Raw genomic sequence first — 16715 nt, forward strand, 5'->3', positions numbered from 1 at the left:
ACCAAACTCCAGCCCGCCCAGCGCTTGAGAACAAAGCAACGCCGGCCATCCGCACACCACAACCACCGAACCCCGGGGCAACCAAACTCCAGCCCGCCCAGCGCTTGAGAACAAAGCAACGCCGGCCATCCGCACACCACAACCACCGAACCCCGGGGCAACCAAACTCCAGCCCGTCCGGCGCTTGAGGACAAAGCAACGCCGGCCATCCGCACATCGCAGCCGCCGGCCACGAGCCGGCCAAATCAGCCCGTCCGGCGCTTGAGGACAAGGAAGCGCCGGCCACCCCCAACCGCAGCCGCCGAGCCGGCCGCAAGCCGAACCAGCCCGTCCGGCGTTCGAGGACGACCGGGCCGCAGGCCACTGCCTCAGCAGACGACCCCCGCCGCCCGCAACTCCGCGACGCGCTCCATGCCGAGACCGAGTTCGCCCAGGATCGCGTCGGTGTCGGCCCCGAGCACCGGAGCCGGCGCGCCCAGCCGCCCGGGCGTGCCGCCGAACAGCGCCGGATGCCGCGGCTGCCGCAGCCGCCCCGCGGTCGGGTGCACGTCGTCCTCCAGCAGCCCGATGGCGGCGATGTGCGGGTCGGCCGCGAGGTCGCCGGGGCCCCGGACCACCCCGCACGGCACGTTCTCCGCCTCCAGCCGGGCGATGCCCTCGGCGACGGTGAGTTTGGTCGCGACCTCGTGGCAGCGGGTCACCAGCGCGTGGCCGACCTCGCGGTTGCGCCGACGCTCGGCGATCGTGGCCACGCGCGGGTCGTCGTACCCCTCCACGCCGAACGCGCGACACATGCCGGCGAAGTCCGCGTCCGACGTGGGCGTGGCGATGCCCCACCCGTCCACGAACGCGTACGGACGCACGTCCGCGACGAAGCTGCCCGGCTGGCTGCCGTCGCCGTCGCGCAGCACGTCGTTGCCGGCCGAGTCGACCCACATGAACGAGATCACCGCGTCCAGCATGGACAGTTCGAGGTGCTGGCCGCCGCGCCCGCGCTCGCGGGCGAACAGGGCCGCGGTGAGCGCCTGCGCGGCGGTGAGCGCGGTGACCTTGTCGGCGAGGGCCTGGTTCGAGAACCTCGGACGCCCGCTCTCCGGGTCCTTCTGGTTCTCCGCGATCCCGCCGTACGCCTGGATCACCGTGTCGTAGGCGCCCTTGCCGGCGTAGGGCCCGTGCGCCCCGAAGCCGGAGATCGAGCAGTACACGAGATCGTCCCGCCGCACGTCGGCGTAACCCAGGCCGAGCCGTTCGGCCACGCCGGGCCGCCAGTTCTGCACCACCACGTCGGCCCGGGCGATCAGCGCGCGCACCAGGTCGCGGCCCTCGTCGGTGCGCAGGTCGACGCCGACGCAGCGCTTGCCGCGGTTGCACATCTGGTAAAGCGCGCTGATGCCTCCGGTCGCGGTGCCGATCCAGCGCGAGATGTCGCCGATCCCGGGACGCTCGACCTTGATCACCTCGGCGCCCTGATCGGCGAGCAGGGTCACCGCGTACGGGCCGGTGGCGGCCGTGGACAGGTCCACGACGCGCACGCCGGCGAGTGGTCCGTCGATCGGGACACGTTCCATGCGGCGCTCCCCTGGTGTGTCGCCCACGTGTGTCGCCCACGCGAGAGCTCGCGTGACGGCATGACGAAAACAGGTTCTCTGTCACAGGTCAAGACTCTGGCCTGTTGGCGAGGTCCGGCGGAGAATCCGGCAGCGTCCCGGTGTCCGGGGCGCGACGCAGATCGACGGAGGATTCGTGACCAACCCGATCGGGCCGCTCACCGCGGCCGACGAAGGCTTTCACCACCAGGTCGCCGAGACGTTCGCGACGGTGGCCACGACGGACCCGTCGTGGACCGAGAAGGTCTGCGCGATGGCCGCGGCCCGGGACGGCAGCCTGCAACTGGGCTTCGGACTGGGCAAGTACGCGAACCGCAACGTGATGGACGGTTACGCGGGCGTCTCCCGCGGCGTCGAGCAGCTCACGGTACGCGGCTCACGCCGCTTGGCCCCCGAGCCGCACACCACCACGGTGGGACCGATCCGGTACGAGGTGGTCGAACCGCTCAAGGTGGTGCGCTTCGTGTTGGAGGCGAACGCGGCCCAACCGATCGCGTTCGACTGGACCTTCGAGGCGGTCGTCCCGGCGGTCTGCGAGGACCGCACCCACAACCGCCGCTCCTATCGCACCACCGCCGACCTGGTGCGCTACCACCAGACGGGAGTCGCGTCCGGCTGGGTCGAAGTGGACGGAGAACGCACCGAGATCACCCCTGACACGTGGGTATCCACCCGCGACCACTCGTGGGGCACCCGGTACGACGTGGGCACGCCCGCAACCGACCTGGAGCCGACCGGGATGCCCGCGTCGACATCGTTCCGGATGATCTGGGCGCCGATCCTGATGGAACGTCAGGACGGCAGCCGCTACGCCCTGTTCCTGCACTACCAGATCACCCGGGCACCCGGGTTCGTGCAGAAGCGGGTGATGGGCGGGGTCGAGCACCCGGACGGGCGCGTGGACGCCTGGGCGGACCTGGTACCGAACTTGAGCTACGACCCGGTCAATCGGCGGCTGCGCGGCGGCCGGCTGCACGCGACGATGGCCGACGGGTCGGCCAGGCCGCTGGAGATCGAGGTGGTCTCGGCGACCGGCTTCCACCTCGGCGCGGGCCTGTACTTCGGTCTGGACGGGCGACACCACGGCGAGTGGCGCGGCGAACTGCATGTGGAGGGCGAGCGGATCGCGGACTGCTCGACGCCCGAACAGGCCCGCCGGCTGCACCAGATCCGGGACACGGTGGTGCGGGTCACCGACCCGGTGGGCGGCGGGGTCGGGTGGGGCAACTGTCAACCCATCGTCACGGGCGCGGACCAGGAGTCGGGACTGACGGCGGAGTCCTCGTTCATGTAGGGCTCGTGCGCGGCTCTCCTCCGCGCCGGACTTCTTGATCTGTACTCCGGTGAACACGCAGCGCGAGCCATACGATGCTTCCGACTCGATCAGGGGAAGGGACGTCAGCCATGCGCAGGATCCTCATCGTCGGTGCCGGCCAATCCGGGCTCCAACTCGGCCTGGGGTTGCTGGCCCACGGCTACGACGTGACCGTGATGACCGAGCGGACCCCCGACGAGATCCGCGCGGGGCGGGTGACCTCGACCCAGATCATGATGCCGTCCACGATCGCGCTGGAACAGCCGCACGGCCTGGACCTGTGGGCCGACCTGGTGCCGCCGATACCCCGGGCCGGGTTCACCATTCCCGGCCCGGACGGCACGCCGGTGGTGAACTGGCTGGGCGAGATGGGCGGCGCCCAGTCGGTCGACCAACGGATGAAGATGCCCGCGTGGATGGAGCTGTTCGTGGCGCGCGGCGGCAACCTCGTGGTGCACCCGGTCGCGGTGTCCGACATCGACTGGTACACCCGCAACTACGACCTGGTCGTGGTGGCCGCCGGCAAGGGCGAACTGGTGTCGATGTTCGACCGCGACCATGAGAAGTCCGAATTCACCACGCCGCAACGCCAGTTGGCGGTCGCGTACTTCCACGGCGCGACCCCGCGACCGGAGGTGGGCCACGACGCGCTGCATGTCAACGGGATCCCCGGGGCCGGCGAGATCATCATGTTCCCGGGCCTGACCTTGTCCGGCCCGTGCGACATCATCCTGCTGGAGGCGGTACCGGGCGGTCCGCTCGACGTGTTCCGCGACGTGCGCGACCCGGACACGCACTGGGCACTGATGCTGGACCTGGTCCGGCGGTTCGCGCCGTGGGACCACGACCGGATCAGCCGCGCCGAACTCACCGATCCGATGTGCGTGCTCAGCGGCGGCTTCTCGCCCATCGTGCGCAAGCCGGTCGGCGAACTTCCTTCCGGTGGGCTGGCCTTGGGCATCGGCGACGTACTGGTCACCAACGACCCGCTCAGCGGCCAGGGATCCAACAACGCCGCGCGAGCCGCCGACCTGTACCTCGACGCGATCGTGGCGCACGGCGATCGCCCCTTCGACGCGGCGTGGATGCAATCGCTCTTCGACACGTTCTGGTCCCGCGCGCGCCACGGCGTCAAGTTCTCCACCTCACTGCTCGGCGTCCCCCCGGAGCACGTCCAGATGCTGATGGGCGCCGGCAACACCTGCCCCGCCGTGTGCGACGCGATCATGAGCGCCTTCGACAACCCGGTGGAGTTCGAGGAGTTCTTCTACGACCCGGAGAAGACGAAGGCGTTCCTGACCAAGGTCGGCGCGATCTAGGCCCTGACCGGCCGCGTGGTCGCCGCCCGCCCGGCGGGGCGCGGGCGGCGACCGTCGGGTCAGGGGTTGACGGTGATGGTGAAGGTCGACGTCGTGTTGCGGATGTTCTGCGCGTTGTCGCTCATCCGCAGACCGTTGAAGGTGACCGAGCCGACCGCCGGGCCCTGGCCCGGTTCGGGAAGCTCGTTGGCCCAGATGCCGAAGCCGGACTTGGCGTCGTAGGCGTCGCCGCTGCGGTGTGCGCCGGTGATCGAGATGTTGTCGAAGATGGTGTCCTTGACCGGGAATTGCGGTTGTCCGCCGACATAGTTGGTCTGGAACATGATCCCGCCGTAGGTCGGGTCGACGATGTCCACGTCGCTCACCCGGATGCCCTGGAAGATCTTCGAGGCGGAGAAGACCCAGATCGCCGGGAAGACCTGCCCGTTCCAGAAGTGGCCGCCCGCGCGGACGATGGAGATGTTTCGGAAGTTGGTCGGCTCGGTACCGAAGCCGTTCATCGGATAGCCGAAGTCGAGTGAGCTGATGGTGATGCCGGAGTAGACGAGGGTGTCCGCGATCCGGATGTTGCGGAACGTGTTGGCGTAGCCGCCGTAGACCGCGATGCCGGCCGCACGCCAGGTCAGCATCGCGGTCAGGTTCTCGTACACGTTGTTCTTCTCGTCCGCGCCGCCGGCGTCGATCGCGGAGAACAGCGCGAAGCTGTCGTCCCCGGTCGAGCGGGCCTCGATGTTGTCGAGGTGGTTGTCGGTGCTGCCGTTGGTCATGTTCACGCCGTCGGCGAAGGTGTCCCGGATCCGGCTGTCGCGAATCGTGACGTTGTCGGTGTTGGCGCCCCAGTACAGGCAGACGGTGTGTTCGTTCCAGACGTCGTCGATCAGGATGTTCGACACGTTCGCGAAGTCGAACACCTTGCCCGGCCCGTCGATCCGCGACGTGTAGTTGCCGAAGTAGGCGAAGCCGGTGAACGAGGAGCCGTTCGCGGACGCCTCGGCGCGGAACCCGACGTCGGTGTTCTCCTGGGTCGTGGGAGCCTCGAACCTGGTGAACCAGGGACCCGCTCCGGTCACCTTGACCGCTTTGCCGTACACCTGGAACTTGCTCGCGGTCGGGTATGTGCCGGGCGGCAGGTAGACGCCGACCAGCGTGCCACCGGGGTCCATCCGGACCCGGTCGAGGGCGTTCTGCACGTCCTGATGGGTGAAGCCGGCCGGGACGACGTAGGTCGCCGGGTTCGGATTGGCGATCGGCGCGACCTGCTCCAGGTTGACGAAGTCGATGGTGTAGTCGCTGGTGTTGGCCGCGTTCTTCTGGAGTTTGATCCGGCTGCCCTTCGGGACGGTGGTCCCGAGCATGATGTTGGCCTCGTCGTAGATGTGCCGGGGACCGCCGGCACCGGGCGAGTTGCCGGGAGCCGCCTCGTTGCCGTACAGCCAGGCGTACTTCGAGGTGAGCGCGATGGCCTTGAGGAAGATGCCGTCCACGTACACGTCGAGTGTCGCGTCGATGCCGCCGCCGCCCGGGGCGTCCGGGATGGAGAACCGGGTGACCAGGGTGTTGGTGCTCGCACGGGTGGTGAACTCGACCGAACTGCCGGTCGATGCGAGGGTGACCGCCTTGCGACCGGACGCCTCGCCGGCCGGATCGCCGATCACCCGGTTCGGTCCGATCACCGCCGCGCCGCCGGCCAGGAGGCCGTCCTCGGCCTCGTACATGTCATAGGGCAGGTGTGCGCCTCGGCCCACGAACAGCGGCCGGGTACTCGTGTTGTCCGCCTGCTTGACCGGGAGTTCGTTGGCATCGGCGGCGATCACCGTCTTGACGACGTACGTTCCGTCCGCGGCCGGCCAACCGCCCAGCGAGATCGGGGGGCTGCTCGCACCGGGGGCGAGCACGCCGGTGTACGAGCCGGTGAGGGTGCGGACCACGGCGCCGGCGGCGTCGATCAGGGTCAGCGTGACCGGGTGGGCACCGGGCGCGCTCGCGATGGTGCCCTGGTTCTCGAGCGTGACGGTGAAGGCGACCGCGTTGCCGGCGGCCGGGTTGTCCGGGGTCCACTCGACGGCCGAGGCGATCAGGTCGGAACTGGCCACGGGAGTGACCACGAGCGGAGCGGGCGCGCTGTAGGCGTTGTTGGTCTCGTTCTGTTCGATCACCGCGTTGGCCTCGTCGACCCTGGCACTCGGGGCGTAGCTGCCGGCGGGACGGGTGCCGATGGTGGTGGACACCGTGGTGGTGGCACCGGCGGCGAGCGCGCCCACCTGGGCGGTGCCGGCCGGGGTGTCACCGAGTCGGAAGTTCACGGCGGTGGCGCCGGCCGCGACCGGACCGATGTTCTTCACCGTCGCGGACAGCGTGATCGCGTCGGTCTCCACCGGTGCGACGGGGCTCGCGGTCAGCGCGGTGACGGTCAGGTCGGGGTTGGGCGCGGGCACGCCGATCACCTGGAACTCCGCGACCTGACCGCCCGGCGCACCGGAGTTGGTGGTGATCCGCAGGCGCAGGTCGGCGACCCGGCCGGTGACCGGGATGCTCACGGTGTTGCCGCCGGCGCCCGGCGCGAAGGCGCGGACGGCCGCCGGGGCCAAGGTGGTGAAGCCGGCGGCGCTCTGTTCCCGACCGAGCACCTCGATGGTCTGGGTGCGTGGGCCCCATACCGGATCCGGGTCGAGTCGGACCACCACGGCTTGGACATCCGCGTTCGAACCCAGCGCCACGGTCAGCGTGTTCGGGTAGGTGTTGCCCTCCCAGTAGGTGCTCACGCTGTCGTCGTTGGCGTTCGTGGCGACGAAGTTCTGCGTCGTGGAGGACGCGGTGATCGGCTTGCCGACGGCCAGGTTCGTGCCGGTGCCGCCGCCGGATCCGATACGGGTCACCTGGTTGCTGTTCGGCGAACTGTTGCCGGCGGCGTCCCGGGCGACCACGTGATAGGTCACCGTCGCGGTGTCCGGCAGGCTGTCGGTGTATTCGAGCGTGCCGGCGGCGACGGTGCTGCGCAGCACGCCGTCGGCGTACACGTCGTAGCCGGTGACCCCGACGTTGTCGGTCGCGGCGGCCCAGGTGAGCCGGATCCGGCCGGTGGCCGGCTGGGTGTAGGCCAGTGCGGTCGGCGCCGTGGGTGCCTGGGTGTCGCCCGTGGTCGGGCCGTAGACCTCGAACTCGGCCACCTGGGCGGCCGGCCATCCGGTGTTGGCGATCACCTCGACCCGCAGGTAGCGGGTGGTCACCGTGTCGAACGCGAGCGTGACGGTGTTGCCGCTCGCCGGGTCGAAGACCCGACCGGCCGAGGCGAGGATGTCGGTGAAGGTCGTCCCGTCGGTGCTGCCCTGGAGGGAGAGGGTCTGGGTCCGGCGCTCCCACCCGACGGGCAGCTTGAGCACCACCTTGTTCACCCCGACCGAGGCGCCGAGATCGGCCCGGATCCATTGCGGCAGCGCGTTGTTGGCGCTCTCCCAGTAGCTCGCCTGATCGCCGTCGCCGGCCTTGGCCGCCGTATATGGCGCGTTGGCGCTGCTCGCGGTCAGGGTCCCGGCGCGGGCGAGGTTGGTCGTCGAGTCGGCCGCGGTCTCGACGCCGAGTTCGGCGAGCTGCGCGGCGGGCGCCTTGCTGTTGCCGGTGACGTCGAGCCGGACGAATCTGGCCTGGGTGGCCGGGAAGCGGATCCGGACGGTGTTTGCCGAGGCGGGCTCGAAGCTGTAGGTCGCCCGGCCGACGATGGTCTTGAAGCTCGTGCCGTCCTCGCTGCCCTGCACTGCCAGCGTCTGACTGCGCGCGGCCCAGCCCTGGGGCAGCTTGAGTACGACGCCGTCGATGCTCGTGCTGCGGCCTCGATCGACCTGGACGGCCTGGGGGAACTTCGAGCCGGTGCCCTGCCAGTAGGTGTCCTGGTCGCCGTCGGCGACGGCTGCGACATCGGTGCTCGCGACCCGGCCCCGGTCGCCCGACCCGGCGGACGTCGCGGCGCCGGCGGGCCCGACGGCGACGGCGAGCGCGAGCAGACCGGTCGCCAGTGTGGCGCCGGCGGATTTCGGGATGGGTGGCCTCATCGCATTCCTCTGTTCGGTTCTCTCGCGGGGGACGTGCACGGGAGGTACGGGAGGAGCCGGGCGTGGTCGGAGAGCGGGCCGGTGCGTGCCGGGGCAGGCCGAAGGCCGGGTCGGCATGTGGTCGACCGGATCGCGGTGCCGGTGAAGCCGGTCCCGCCGGCGGTGGGGAACGCCGCCGGGAAACCGGCGCGTTCGGGTCACGGATCGAAATTTGCGGCTCTAGGCCGCAAGTTCCCAACAATCTGTGAACTTTTTGCAGTGCGCGAAATCAGAGTTACAGACGCGTTACGGACCCGTCAACGCTCCGATCCCGGCCGAGCGCACCCGGGACACGACCCCGCGCGATCGACCGCCACGCGCTGTCGACGCTTGCGTGCCACGACCCCCGAGACCGCGCTGGCCGGCGGCCCGAAACGAGCCACGCCACCCCTCCGGCGCGCAAGCAGCCCGCAAAATTGCGCCCAAATTACGTTCCACTTCCGCCCCCACCCAGACACCCCGCCCCCGCCCACCCCCCGGCGCGTCAGCGCCCCCGACCCACCCCCACCCCAGTGATCGACGCGCGAAGCGCGGAGAGCGGCGGAGCCGCAGGTGTGGACGGTGTGGCCCGGAGCGAAGCGGAGGGACACACCGTCCCGAGCGAGGCGCCGCTTTTTCTTGGAGGAGCGAAGCGGAGGAAAGAAAAAGCGGCGCCTCGCGAGCCGGCGACGAAGTCGCCCAACAAACAGCCCAACAAAAAAGACCCGACCCGAGAGTTTTCGCTCTCGGGTCGGGTTGCCGTCGTGCCCCGGGTGGGGGTGGGGACACGAGCGGCAGGGGATGCAAGATCCCCGAACGGCTACAGACCCTGGGGGGGATTGGGCTGCGCCTGGGCCATTCGGAAAGGGGGGAGTCCCGTTGGTTCCGAATGGACCGCTGTTCTGAAGGCTAGTGAAAACCGTGGCCGAAGAACACCTGTCCACCCAACCCGATTCGACCCGAGGCAAGGGTTTAAGGCCCACATAAGGTTGGATCAAGGTCCAGGTGCCGGCCGGCACACGCGCCGTGACTCACAGTGAGAAAATCCCCGTTTCGCCACCCACCCGAACGAGCACCGCAGCACCGCAGCACCGCCGCACCGCCGCAACCCCTCACCCCGCCCCCGGCCGCCGTCGCCCGCGCCGGCTCTTGCCCGCCCGCCGGCTGCGCCGAACGACCGACTCCGTCGTACCCCCGCCCAGCCGCACGCTGATCTCCGCGCCGCCCAGTACCGAGCGACCCAATCCCACCTCGCCGCCGGTGGCCTCCGCGAGCCGCCGGACGATGTCCAGGCCGAGCCCGGTCGAGCCGTCACCGCCCTGGCCGTGTCCGCGCCGCAGGGCGCTCACCGGGTCGGCGATCCCGGGCCCTCCGTCGGCCACCAGCAGGATCACCGCGTCACGGCCCGAGTGCAGGGTCACCGAGAACGGCACGCCCTCCTCGGTGTGCCGGAACACGTTGCCCAACATCGCGTCCAAGCCGGCCGCCAGGTCGCCCCGGGGCACCGGGACCCGCACCGGTTCGGCCGCGCCCACCAGTTGCCACGGTCGGTCCTCGTCCTCGGCCAACGCGGACCAGAAGTCCATGCGCTCGCGCACCACTTCGGCCGCATCGCAGCCCACCGCCTCGATGGACGCGCTCGATCGCCGTGCGGTCCGAATCAGTTCGTCGACCTCGCGCTCCAACTGCGCCACCGCGTTGCGGGTCTGCTCGGCCACCGGGTCCTCGCCCAGCGCCGCCGCGTTCAACCGCAGCGCGGTCAGCGGCGTACGCAGTCGATGCGACAGGTCGGCGGCCATCTCCCGTTCGTTGGCCAACAGTTGCTCGACCCGATCCGCCATCGTGTTGAACGACGTGGCGGCCTCCTGGAGTTCGGAAGGCCCCTGGGGTGTGATCCGCGCCGCCAGGTCGCCGGTACCCAACGAGCGGGCCGCCACGGCCAGCCCCCGGGCCGAGCGCACCACCTGCGCACCGAGCCGGTCGGCGACCACCACCGAGCCGCCGACCAGGACCACGGCCACCCCGGTGAGCACCAGCCAGGCCGTATTCACGCCGTGCTCCAGGTCGTCGTCCGGGACGTACACCTCGATCACGGTGATTCTGCCCTGGTCCAACAACAACGGTTGCAACAGCGCCCACCCGCCGCCCGCGCGGACTCGGAACGAACGGGCCGACTCGCGCGCGGTGGCCACGCTGTGCTCGCTCGCGCGCGGCCGGCCCAGGACCGACCCGTCCGGCAGATGGATCGCGATCCGGCCGCCGGAGCCGGCCGGCACGCTCGCGATGGCCGGCTCCAGCGTCGCCCGGTCGGTGGTGATCACCAGCGCCGGCTGCAGCGCGGCGGCCTGCCGCTCGGCGTCGGTGAAGGTGCGGTCCGCGGCGATCTCCCGGATCACCAGGACCAGCGGGATCAAGAACGCGAGAGCGACCATCGTGGTGACCGCCAACGAGACACGCACAAGCGTGCCCCGCACGCCCTTCGGCGCCCGCGGCGGCTTCACCTCCCGCCCCGCGGCACCACCGACCCGACCCGAGCCACCCGCTCGACCCGGCGCGCCGGCCCGATCCGCCGCATCCTCCCGCCGCCCGGCCTTCCCGCCCCCGCGCGGGCCGGGCCTCACGCCGGCGGCTCCAGTTTCACCCCGACACCCCGCACGGTATGCAGATACCTCGGCTCCCGCGCCTTCTCGCCCAGCTTTCGGCGCAGCCAGGACAGGTGTACGTCGATGGTCTGGTCGTCGCCGTACGACTGGCCCCACACCTCGGCCAGGATCTCCCGGCGCGGCACCACCGTCCCGGCCCGCGCGGCCAGGAACGCCAGCAGGTCGAACTCGCGTCGGGTCAGTTCCAGCTCCCGGTCGTCCAGCCGTGCCTCCCGGCGCCGGACGTCGATGAGCAGACCTCCGACGCTGAACACGTCCGCCGTGGTCCGCCCACGCGCACGGCGCAGCACGGCGGACAACCGCGCGCCCAGGTGTTCCCCGGAGAACGGCTTCGTCACGTAGTCGTCGGCGCCCGCGTTGAGCAGCCGGACCACCTCGGCCTCGTCGTCCCGGGCGGTCGCGATGATCACCGGGACGTCGGATATACCGCGAAGCATCTTCAACGCCTCGGATCCGTCCAAGTCCGGCAGGCCGAGGTCCAGAATGACCACGTCGAACGGGTAAAGGGCTACTTCGCGCAACGCCTCCAGGGCCGTTCCGACGCTGCGCACCGCGTGGGAGGACGACGTGAGGTATCGGATCAGCGCCGAACGTACGAATTGATCGTCCTCGACCACGAGCACCTGTGCCATGGTTCGGAACCGTACCCGTACTCTCAGCCCCGGCCGGCCCGGGAGGGGAAACACCGGGCCGGGAACGCAGGCGAGAGGATAGGGCTCGTGCGGAGGACCATCACGTCGATATCGGTGTGGCTCGCGGTCACCGCGATGGCCGTCGCGCTGTCGTGGTGGGGCGTGCGCAGCGTGCTGCGCGACACCGTGTTCGAGCCGCCGCGGGCGCCGACCCTGGTCGCCGGGGACGAACCGCCGCCGCCGGTGGACACCCCGTCGACGGCGTCCGGCGCGGTGCCGAGTACCGAGGAGCCGGACCTGATCTCCGCCGTCAACCGCACGCCGCCACCGACCTCGTCGTCCCCGTCGCCGTCCGCGTCCTCGGCTCCGCCGTCGCCCAAGGCCGCGACGACACCGGCCGCGCCGCCGGTCCGGCTCCGGGAGGGCCCGCCGGTCGCCGCGGTGCAGAGTTTCGAGGTGCGCGGCGGACGGGCCTCGTTCCGCTACCAGGGCACCACCGCGACCCTGATCGCCGCGACGCCGAACTCGGGGTGGGCGGTCAAGGTGTGGCCGGGCAACCAATGGATCCGGGTCGACTTCGTCAGCCGTGGCCGGACCTCGTCCGTGTTCGTGGTCTGGAACGGGCACGACCCGATCGCGTCGACCTACGAGGCCTGAGCGCCCACCGCCGTGCCCGGGCGGACCCGTGCGCTACCGGCTCTTCCCGGCCCGGGCGAATTCCGTCACCAGCGCCTTGTCGAACGCCGCCAGGTCGTCCGGCTTGCGGGAGCTGATCAGCGTGTTGGTGCCCGCCGTGCACACCACCACCGCCTCGTCGACCCAGAGGGCACCCGCGTTCTCCAAGTCGGTGCGCAGGCTCGGCCAGGAGGTGAGCTGCCGCCCGCGCACGACGTCGGCCTCGACCAGGATCCACAGCGCGTGGCAGATCGCCGCGACCGGCTTGCCCTCCGCGAAGAAGCGCCGGACGAACTCCACCGCCTTGGGCTGGGTCCGCAGGAAATCGGGGTTTGCCACCCCGCCGGGCAGCACGAGCGCGTCGAAGTCGCCCGACCCGACCGCGTCGATCCCGGCGTCCACGTGGAAGGTGTCGCCCCGGTCGTAGTGGTCGAAGCCCTGCGCCTCGCCGGCCTTGGTGGAGATCAGCTTGGGTGATCCGCCGGCCCGTTCCACGGCCTGCCACGGCTCGGTCAGCTCCACCTGCTCGAAGCCCTCGGGGGCGACGAGGAATGCCACGGTCAAGCCCTCGAGCTCGGATGCCATGCGGGCACACCCCTCCGTACGGAACGGTTGCGACGGTCGGGTCTCCGCCTGCCCGACCACCCCGGCCGTAAACCCGGCGCGGCACCGGCACCGGCAGGACCGGCGAACCCCGTCCTAGAGGTCTTCGAGTACCTCGGCGGCGGTCGCCCGCAGGCCCCGGGCGGCCCGCGTGGCCGTGTTGTACGCCTCGTCGCCGCGCCCGTCGGTGAACGCGTTGGCCGCCTGGATCAGACCCTGGGCGCCCTTGAGCACATCGACCGCCGCCGCGAGCAGCGCCTCGCCGCGCGCGTCCCGGCCGGCCTCGCCCGCCATCGCGGCGAGCTGCCGGGTGAGCACGGTCAGCCGCATGTCCACACCCCGCGCACCGGACAGCGGAGCCGGACGCGGATCGCGCACACTCGGCACACCCTGACGCGGTGTCGACCCGCCCTCCGGCCCCCCGCACAGCGCACACACCTCGCCCAACGCGAGCAGCCCGCGCTCCGGGTGCCTGGGGCACGGCGCCGAGCGCGGCCGCGCGTCGGCCGCGTCCCGGGCCCGACCACGCCGCCTGCGGTTCTCGCAGAACAGACACTTGTCCCGCGCATCCTCGTCGACCGGACCGTACGGATGCTCGTTGCACAAGGTGGTCGGTACGGGCGCGGCCAACTGGCCGAGGAGTCGGCGGGTGTTCGCCAATTGCTCGGCGATCGCGTCGTATGCCTCGGGCGGGCTGGTGTTGCCCAGGAGGTCGACCATCTCCATCAGGTTCTTGGTCGAGCGGACGAGTGCCTTCGTATCAGGTGCCACGCCTATGGACTGTAAATGATCGGCGGGACATCACCGCACGATCAGGACTTCGAGAGTCCTGGGCCCGTGTACACCCTCGACCCGGTCCAGTTCGATGTCGCTGGTCGCGGACGGGCCGGAGATCCAGGTCAGCGGTCGGCCCGGGGTCAGCCGCTCCAACGCCTGCGGCACCGACGCGACCACGTCCCGCGCCCGAACCACGCACAGGTGCCAGTCCGGCACCAGGGTCAGCGCGCGCCGCCCCTGCCCGGGGCCGGCGTCGAGCACGATCGTGCCGGTCTCGGCGATCGCGACGGCCGACGCGGTCAGTACGCCGTCGGCACCGTCCAACTCGGCGGTCGTGAGGTGGTGAGCTTCCGTCGGAGAAAGCGACAGCGGCCTGTTATTTATAGGATCATCTGACAATTCGCCGATCGGGCCGTACGTCCAGCCATCCGGTACACACACCCCCGCCGCCAACCCGGCCGTCCACGCCGCCGGCAGCCCGGCCGGCGTCACCACGCGGTGGGCCCCGCGTCGCTCGACCGCGCCGGCGACGGCATCCGCGAGCCCGCCCTCCGCGACCTCGTGCACGATCGCCCGGTAGTCGCGCAGGTGCTCGACGAACAGTTCGAGCACACCCTCGACCACGTGGGCCCGCGCGTAGTCGCGCGGCACGGGGAACACCTCGTCGCGCGGCACGTCCACCAGCGCCCGCCGTACCCGGGCCAGAATCACCTCGCGCGAACTCATCGCCCCTCCCCCTCGCTCTCGTCCGCCTCGACGCCCGGAGCAACCTCGCCACCCGGAGCGGCCTCGACGCCCGGGATCGCCTCGACGCCCGGCGCCGACGAAGGCACCGGACCCGCCGGACCGCTCCGCTCCCGCACCCACCAGTCCCGGAACGACTCCGCCGGCACCGCCGGGATCGACCGGCTGTCCGTCCAGGCCGCGCCCGGGCCGGGCGCCCGCTTGGGGATCAGCCTGCGCGAGCGGGACGCGGCCCGCTGTACCCGGCGCAGCCGGCCCGGATCGTCCAGCACCCACTCGGCCGCCCGCATCGCCGCCCGCTCGGCGCGGTGGCCGCCGCCTTCGACCACCTGCTCACGCAGATGAACCAGCACCTCGGGGATGTCGATCGCGACCGGGCACACCTCGTAGCACGCGCCGCACAGCGAAGAGGCGTACGGCAGGGACGCCGTCTGCTCGTCCACCCGGTGCCCGGCGATCCCGCGCAGCTGCGGCACCAGGATCGCGCCGATCGGCCCGGGATACACCGACCCGTACGCGTGTCCCCCGGTGCGCTCGTACACCGGGCACACGTTCAGGCAGGCCGAGCACCGGATGCAGCGCAGCGCCTGCCGGCCGGTACGGTCCGCGAGCACGTCGGTGCGGCCGTTGTCGAGCAGGACCAGGTGGAAGTCCTGCGGCCCGTCGCCGGGCGTCACCCCGGTCCACATCGAGGTGTAGGGGTTCATCCGCTCACCGGTCGAACTGCGTGGGAGCAGTTGCAGGAACACCTCGAGATCGGCCCAGGTCGGCACCACCTTCTCGATGCCGACCACCGAGATCAGCGTGTCCGGCAGGGTCAGGCACATCCGCCCGTTGCCTTCCGACTCGACCACCACGAGCGTGCCGGTCTCGGCGACCACGAAGTTCGCGCCGGAGACCGCGACCCGCGCGGACAGGAAGCGCTCGCGCAGGTGGCGGCGCGCGGCCTCGGCGAGCGCGGCCGGGTCGTCGGTCAGGCCGGCCGGCGCGGGGACGCCCCACTCGCCCATCTCGCGCACGAAGATCTCCCGGATCTCGGCCCGGTTGCGGTGGATCGCGGGCACCAGGATGTGCGACGGCAGGTCCTCGCCCAGTTGCACGATCAGTTCGGCCAGATCGGTCTCGTAGGCCCGGATGCCCTCGGCCGCGAGCGCCTCGTTCAGCCCGATCTCCTGGGTGACCATCGACTTGACCTTGACCACCTCGGTCTCGCCGGTGGCCTTGACCAGGTCGGCGACGATCCGGTTCGCCTCGGCCGCGTCGGCGGCCCAGTGCACGGTGCCGCCGGCGGCGGTGACCGCCGCCTCGACCGCGAGCAGGTGTTCGTCGAGTCGGCGCAGCGTCCGGTCCTTGATCGCCGCGCCGGCCGCGCGCAGTTCGGCCCAGTCGTCGAGTTCCTCGACCACCAGGGCCCGCTTGTCACGGATGGTGTGGGTGGCCTTGCGCAGGTTGTGCCGCAGTTGCGCGTCGCCCACGGCGGCCCGGGCGGCCCGGGGGAAGGGGGGCATGCCGACGAACGTGGCGCCCGTCGGCGGGACGGCCTTGCTCATGCCGGCTCCTTCTCGGTCGAGGCGAGGATTTCCGCGAGGTGCAGGACCCGCATCCCGGTGCGCTGACGGTCCATCAGGCCGCCGATGTGCATCAGGCACGAGTTGTCCGCCGCGCACAGCACCTCGGCGCCGGTGCCGGCCGCGTGCCGAACCTTGTCGGTGCCCATCGCCGTGGACACGTCCGGGTTCTTGACCGCGAAGGTGCCGCCGAAGCCGCAGCACTCCTCCTCGCCGGGCAGGCCGAGCAGTTCCAGGCCGCGCACCTCGCGCAGCAGCGCGGTCGGACGGTCGCCGAGCCCCATCAGGCGGCGCGAGTGGCAGGTGGGGTGGTAGGCGACCTTGTGCGGGAAGTACGCGCCGACGTCGGTGACGCCGAGCACGTCCACGATGAACTCGGTGAGGTCGTACACCTTCGGGACCACCGCGGCCACATCGGCCGCGAGGGTGGGGTCCTCGGCCCGGGCGGCGGCGCGCGGGTGGTTGTCCCGGATCATCGCGCCGCACGACCCGGACGGGGTGACCACCGCGTCGTAGCCCGCGAAGGTGTCCGCGAACCGGCGGACCATCGGCTCGACGCGGGTGCCGTATCCGCTGTTCCAGTGCATCTGTCCGCAACAGGTCTGGGCGAGCGGGAAGTCCACCGCGCAGCCCAGCCGCTCCAGAAGACGCACGACGGCCCGGCCCGTGCGGGGGTACAGCGTGTCGTTCACGCAGGTGATGAACAGCCCGACGCGCATGCGGGCGGCCTCCTCGCGGATCGGCGGGT

The 16715-nt window shown here is 71.2% G+C and carries 12 protein-coding genes; 3 read left to right on the top strand and 9 right to left on the bottom strand.

The annotated features are described in order from the left end of the window. Positions 1 to 368 precede the first annotated feature (368 nt). Positions 369 to 1568: a CaiB/BaiF CoA transferase family protein gene (locus tag ACZ4FV_RS06140; protein WP_402239964.1), complete on the bottom strand. Its 1200-nt coding sequence runs from the start codon at positions 1566 to 1568 to the stop codon at positions 369 to 371. Positions 1569 to 1743: 175 nt separating this feature from the next. Between ACZ4FV_RS06140 and ACZ4FV_RS06145 the strand changes: the two genes are divergently transcribed. Then, positions 1744 to 2901, top strand: coding sequence for an Rv3169 family protein (locus tag ACZ4FV_RS06145; RefSeq protein WP_395869046.1), 1158 nt, complete (start codon positions 1744 to 1746; stop codon positions 2899 to 2901). A gap of 110 nt (positions 2902 to 3011) precedes the next feature. Continuing rightward, the gene (locus tag ACZ4FV_RS06150; RefSeq protein ID WP_395869048.1) at positions 3012 to 4241 is read left to right on the top strand and encodes a styrene monooxygenase/indole monooxygenase family protein; all 1230 of its coding nucleotides are present in this window, start codon (positions 3012 to 3014) and stop codon (positions 4239 to 4241) included. A 59-nt stretch (positions 4242 to 4300) separates the two neighbouring features. Here ACZ4FV_RS06150 and ACZ4FV_RS06155 read toward each other — a convergent pair whose 3' ends face one another. The 3 genes from ACZ4FV_RS06155 to ACZ4FV_RS06165 all read right to left on the bottom strand — a co-directional run bounded on the left by ACZ4FV_RS06155 (position 4301) and on the right by ACZ4FV_RS06165 (position 11600). Beyond that, positions 4301 to 8287, bottom strand: a complete 3987-nt coding sequence (locus ACZ4FV_RS06155; protein WP_465321975.1) for a discoidin domain-containing protein — start codon at positions 8285 to 8287, stop codon at positions 4301 to 4303. Positions 8288 to 9417: 1130 nt separating this feature from the next. Continuing rightward, positions 9418 to 10779 carry a sensor histidine kinase gene (locus ACZ4FV_RS06160; protein WP_395869260.1) on the bottom strand — a complete coding sequence of 454 codons (1362 nt, stop codon included), beginning with the start codon at positions 10777 to 10779 and terminating at the stop codon, positions 9418 to 9420. Positions 10780 to 10922: 143 nt separating this feature from the next. Continuing rightward, positions 10923 to 11600: a response regulator transcription factor gene (locus tag ACZ4FV_RS06165; protein WP_395869052.1), complete on the bottom strand. Its 678-nt coding sequence runs from the start codon at positions 11598 to 11600 to the stop codon at positions 10923 to 10925. A gap of 87 nt (positions 11601 to 11687) precedes the next feature. Between ACZ4FV_RS06165 and ACZ4FV_RS06170 the strand changes: the two genes are divergently transcribed. Next, a complete protein-coding gene (locus tag ACZ4FV_RS06170; protein WP_402238917.1) occupies positions 11688 to 12257 on the top strand; it encodes a hypothetical protein in 570 nt (189 codons plus the stop codon). A 33-nt stretch (positions 12258 to 12290) separates the two neighbouring features. On the opposite strand, the gene ACZ4FV_RS06175 is transcribed toward ACZ4FV_RS06170, so the two are convergent. From ACZ4FV_RS06175 to ACZ4FV_RS06195, 5 genes are all read right to left on the bottom strand, one after another. Then, complete coding sequence (locus ACZ4FV_RS06175; RefSeq protein WP_395869262.1) at positions 12291 to 12839, bottom strand: type 1 glutamine amidotransferase domain-containing protein; 549 nt, start codon at positions 12837 to 12839, stop codon at positions 12291 to 12293. Between the two features lie 135 nt (positions 12840 to 12974). Further along, the gene (locus ACZ4FV_RS06180; protein ID WP_395869056.1) at positions 12975 to 13649 is read right to left on the bottom strand and encodes a hypothetical protein; all 675 of its coding nucleotides are present in this window, start codon (positions 13647 to 13649) and stop codon (positions 12975 to 12977) included. 30 nt (positions 13650 to 13679) lie between these two features. Continuing rightward, positions 13680 to 14381, bottom strand: a complete 702-nt coding sequence (locus tag ACZ4FV_RS06185) for a LutC/YkgG family protein (protein ID WP_395869058.1) — start codon at positions 14379 to 14381, stop codon at positions 13680 to 13682. Then, positions 14378 to 15949 carry a lactate utilization protein B gene (locus tag ACZ4FV_RS06190; protein ID WP_465321979.1) on the bottom strand — a complete coding sequence of 524 codons (1572 nt, stop codon included), beginning with the start codon at positions 15947 to 15949 and terminating at the stop codon, positions 14378 to 14380. The genes ACZ4FV_RS06185 and ACZ4FV_RS06190 overlap by 4 nt, the downstream gene beginning before the upstream one ends. Next, the gene (locus ACZ4FV_RS06195) at positions 15946 to 16686 is read right to left on the bottom strand and encodes a (Fe-S)-binding protein (protein WP_402238922.1); all 741 of its coding nucleotides are present in this window, start codon (positions 16684 to 16686) and stop codon (positions 15946 to 15948) included. The genes ACZ4FV_RS06190 and ACZ4FV_RS06195 overlap by 4 nt, the downstream gene beginning before the upstream one ends. Between the last annotated feature and the right edge of the window lie 29 nt (positions 16687 to 16715).

It is taken from the genome of Embleya sp. NPDC025285 (assembly GCF_055558835.1).

Bases quoted from the DNA above. Each gene is read 5' to 3' on its own strand.
- ACZ4FV_RS06150 (WP_395869048.1), top strand. From the start codon at position 3,012: ATGCGCAGGATCCTCATCGTCGGTGCCGGCCAATCCGGGCTCCAACTC.
- ACZ4FV_RS06140 (WP_402239964.1), bottom strand. From the start codon at position 1,568: ATGGAACGTGTCCCGATCGACGGACCACTCGCCGGCGTGCGCGTCGTG.
- ACZ4FV_RS06155 (WP_465321975.1), bottom strand. From the start codon at position 8,287: ATGAGGCCACCCATCCCGAAATCCGCCGGCGCCACACTGGCGACCGGT.
- ACZ4FV_RS06190 (WP_465321979.1), bottom strand. From the start codon at position 15,949: ATGAGCAAGGCCGTCCCGCCGACGGGCGCCACGTTCGTCGGCATGCCC.
- ACZ4FV_RS06195 (WP_402238922.1), bottom strand. From the start codon at position 16,686: ATGCGCGTCGGGCTGTTCATCACCTGCGTGAACGACACGCTGTACCCC.
- ACZ4FV_RS06185 (WP_395869058.1), bottom strand. From the start codon at position 14,381: ATGAGTTCGCGCGAGGTGATTCTGGCCCGGGTACGGCGGGCGCTGGTG.
- ACZ4FV_RS06165 (WP_395869052.1), bottom strand. From the start codon at position 11,600: ATGGCACAGGTGCTCGTGGTCGAGGACGATCAATTCGTACGTTCGGCG.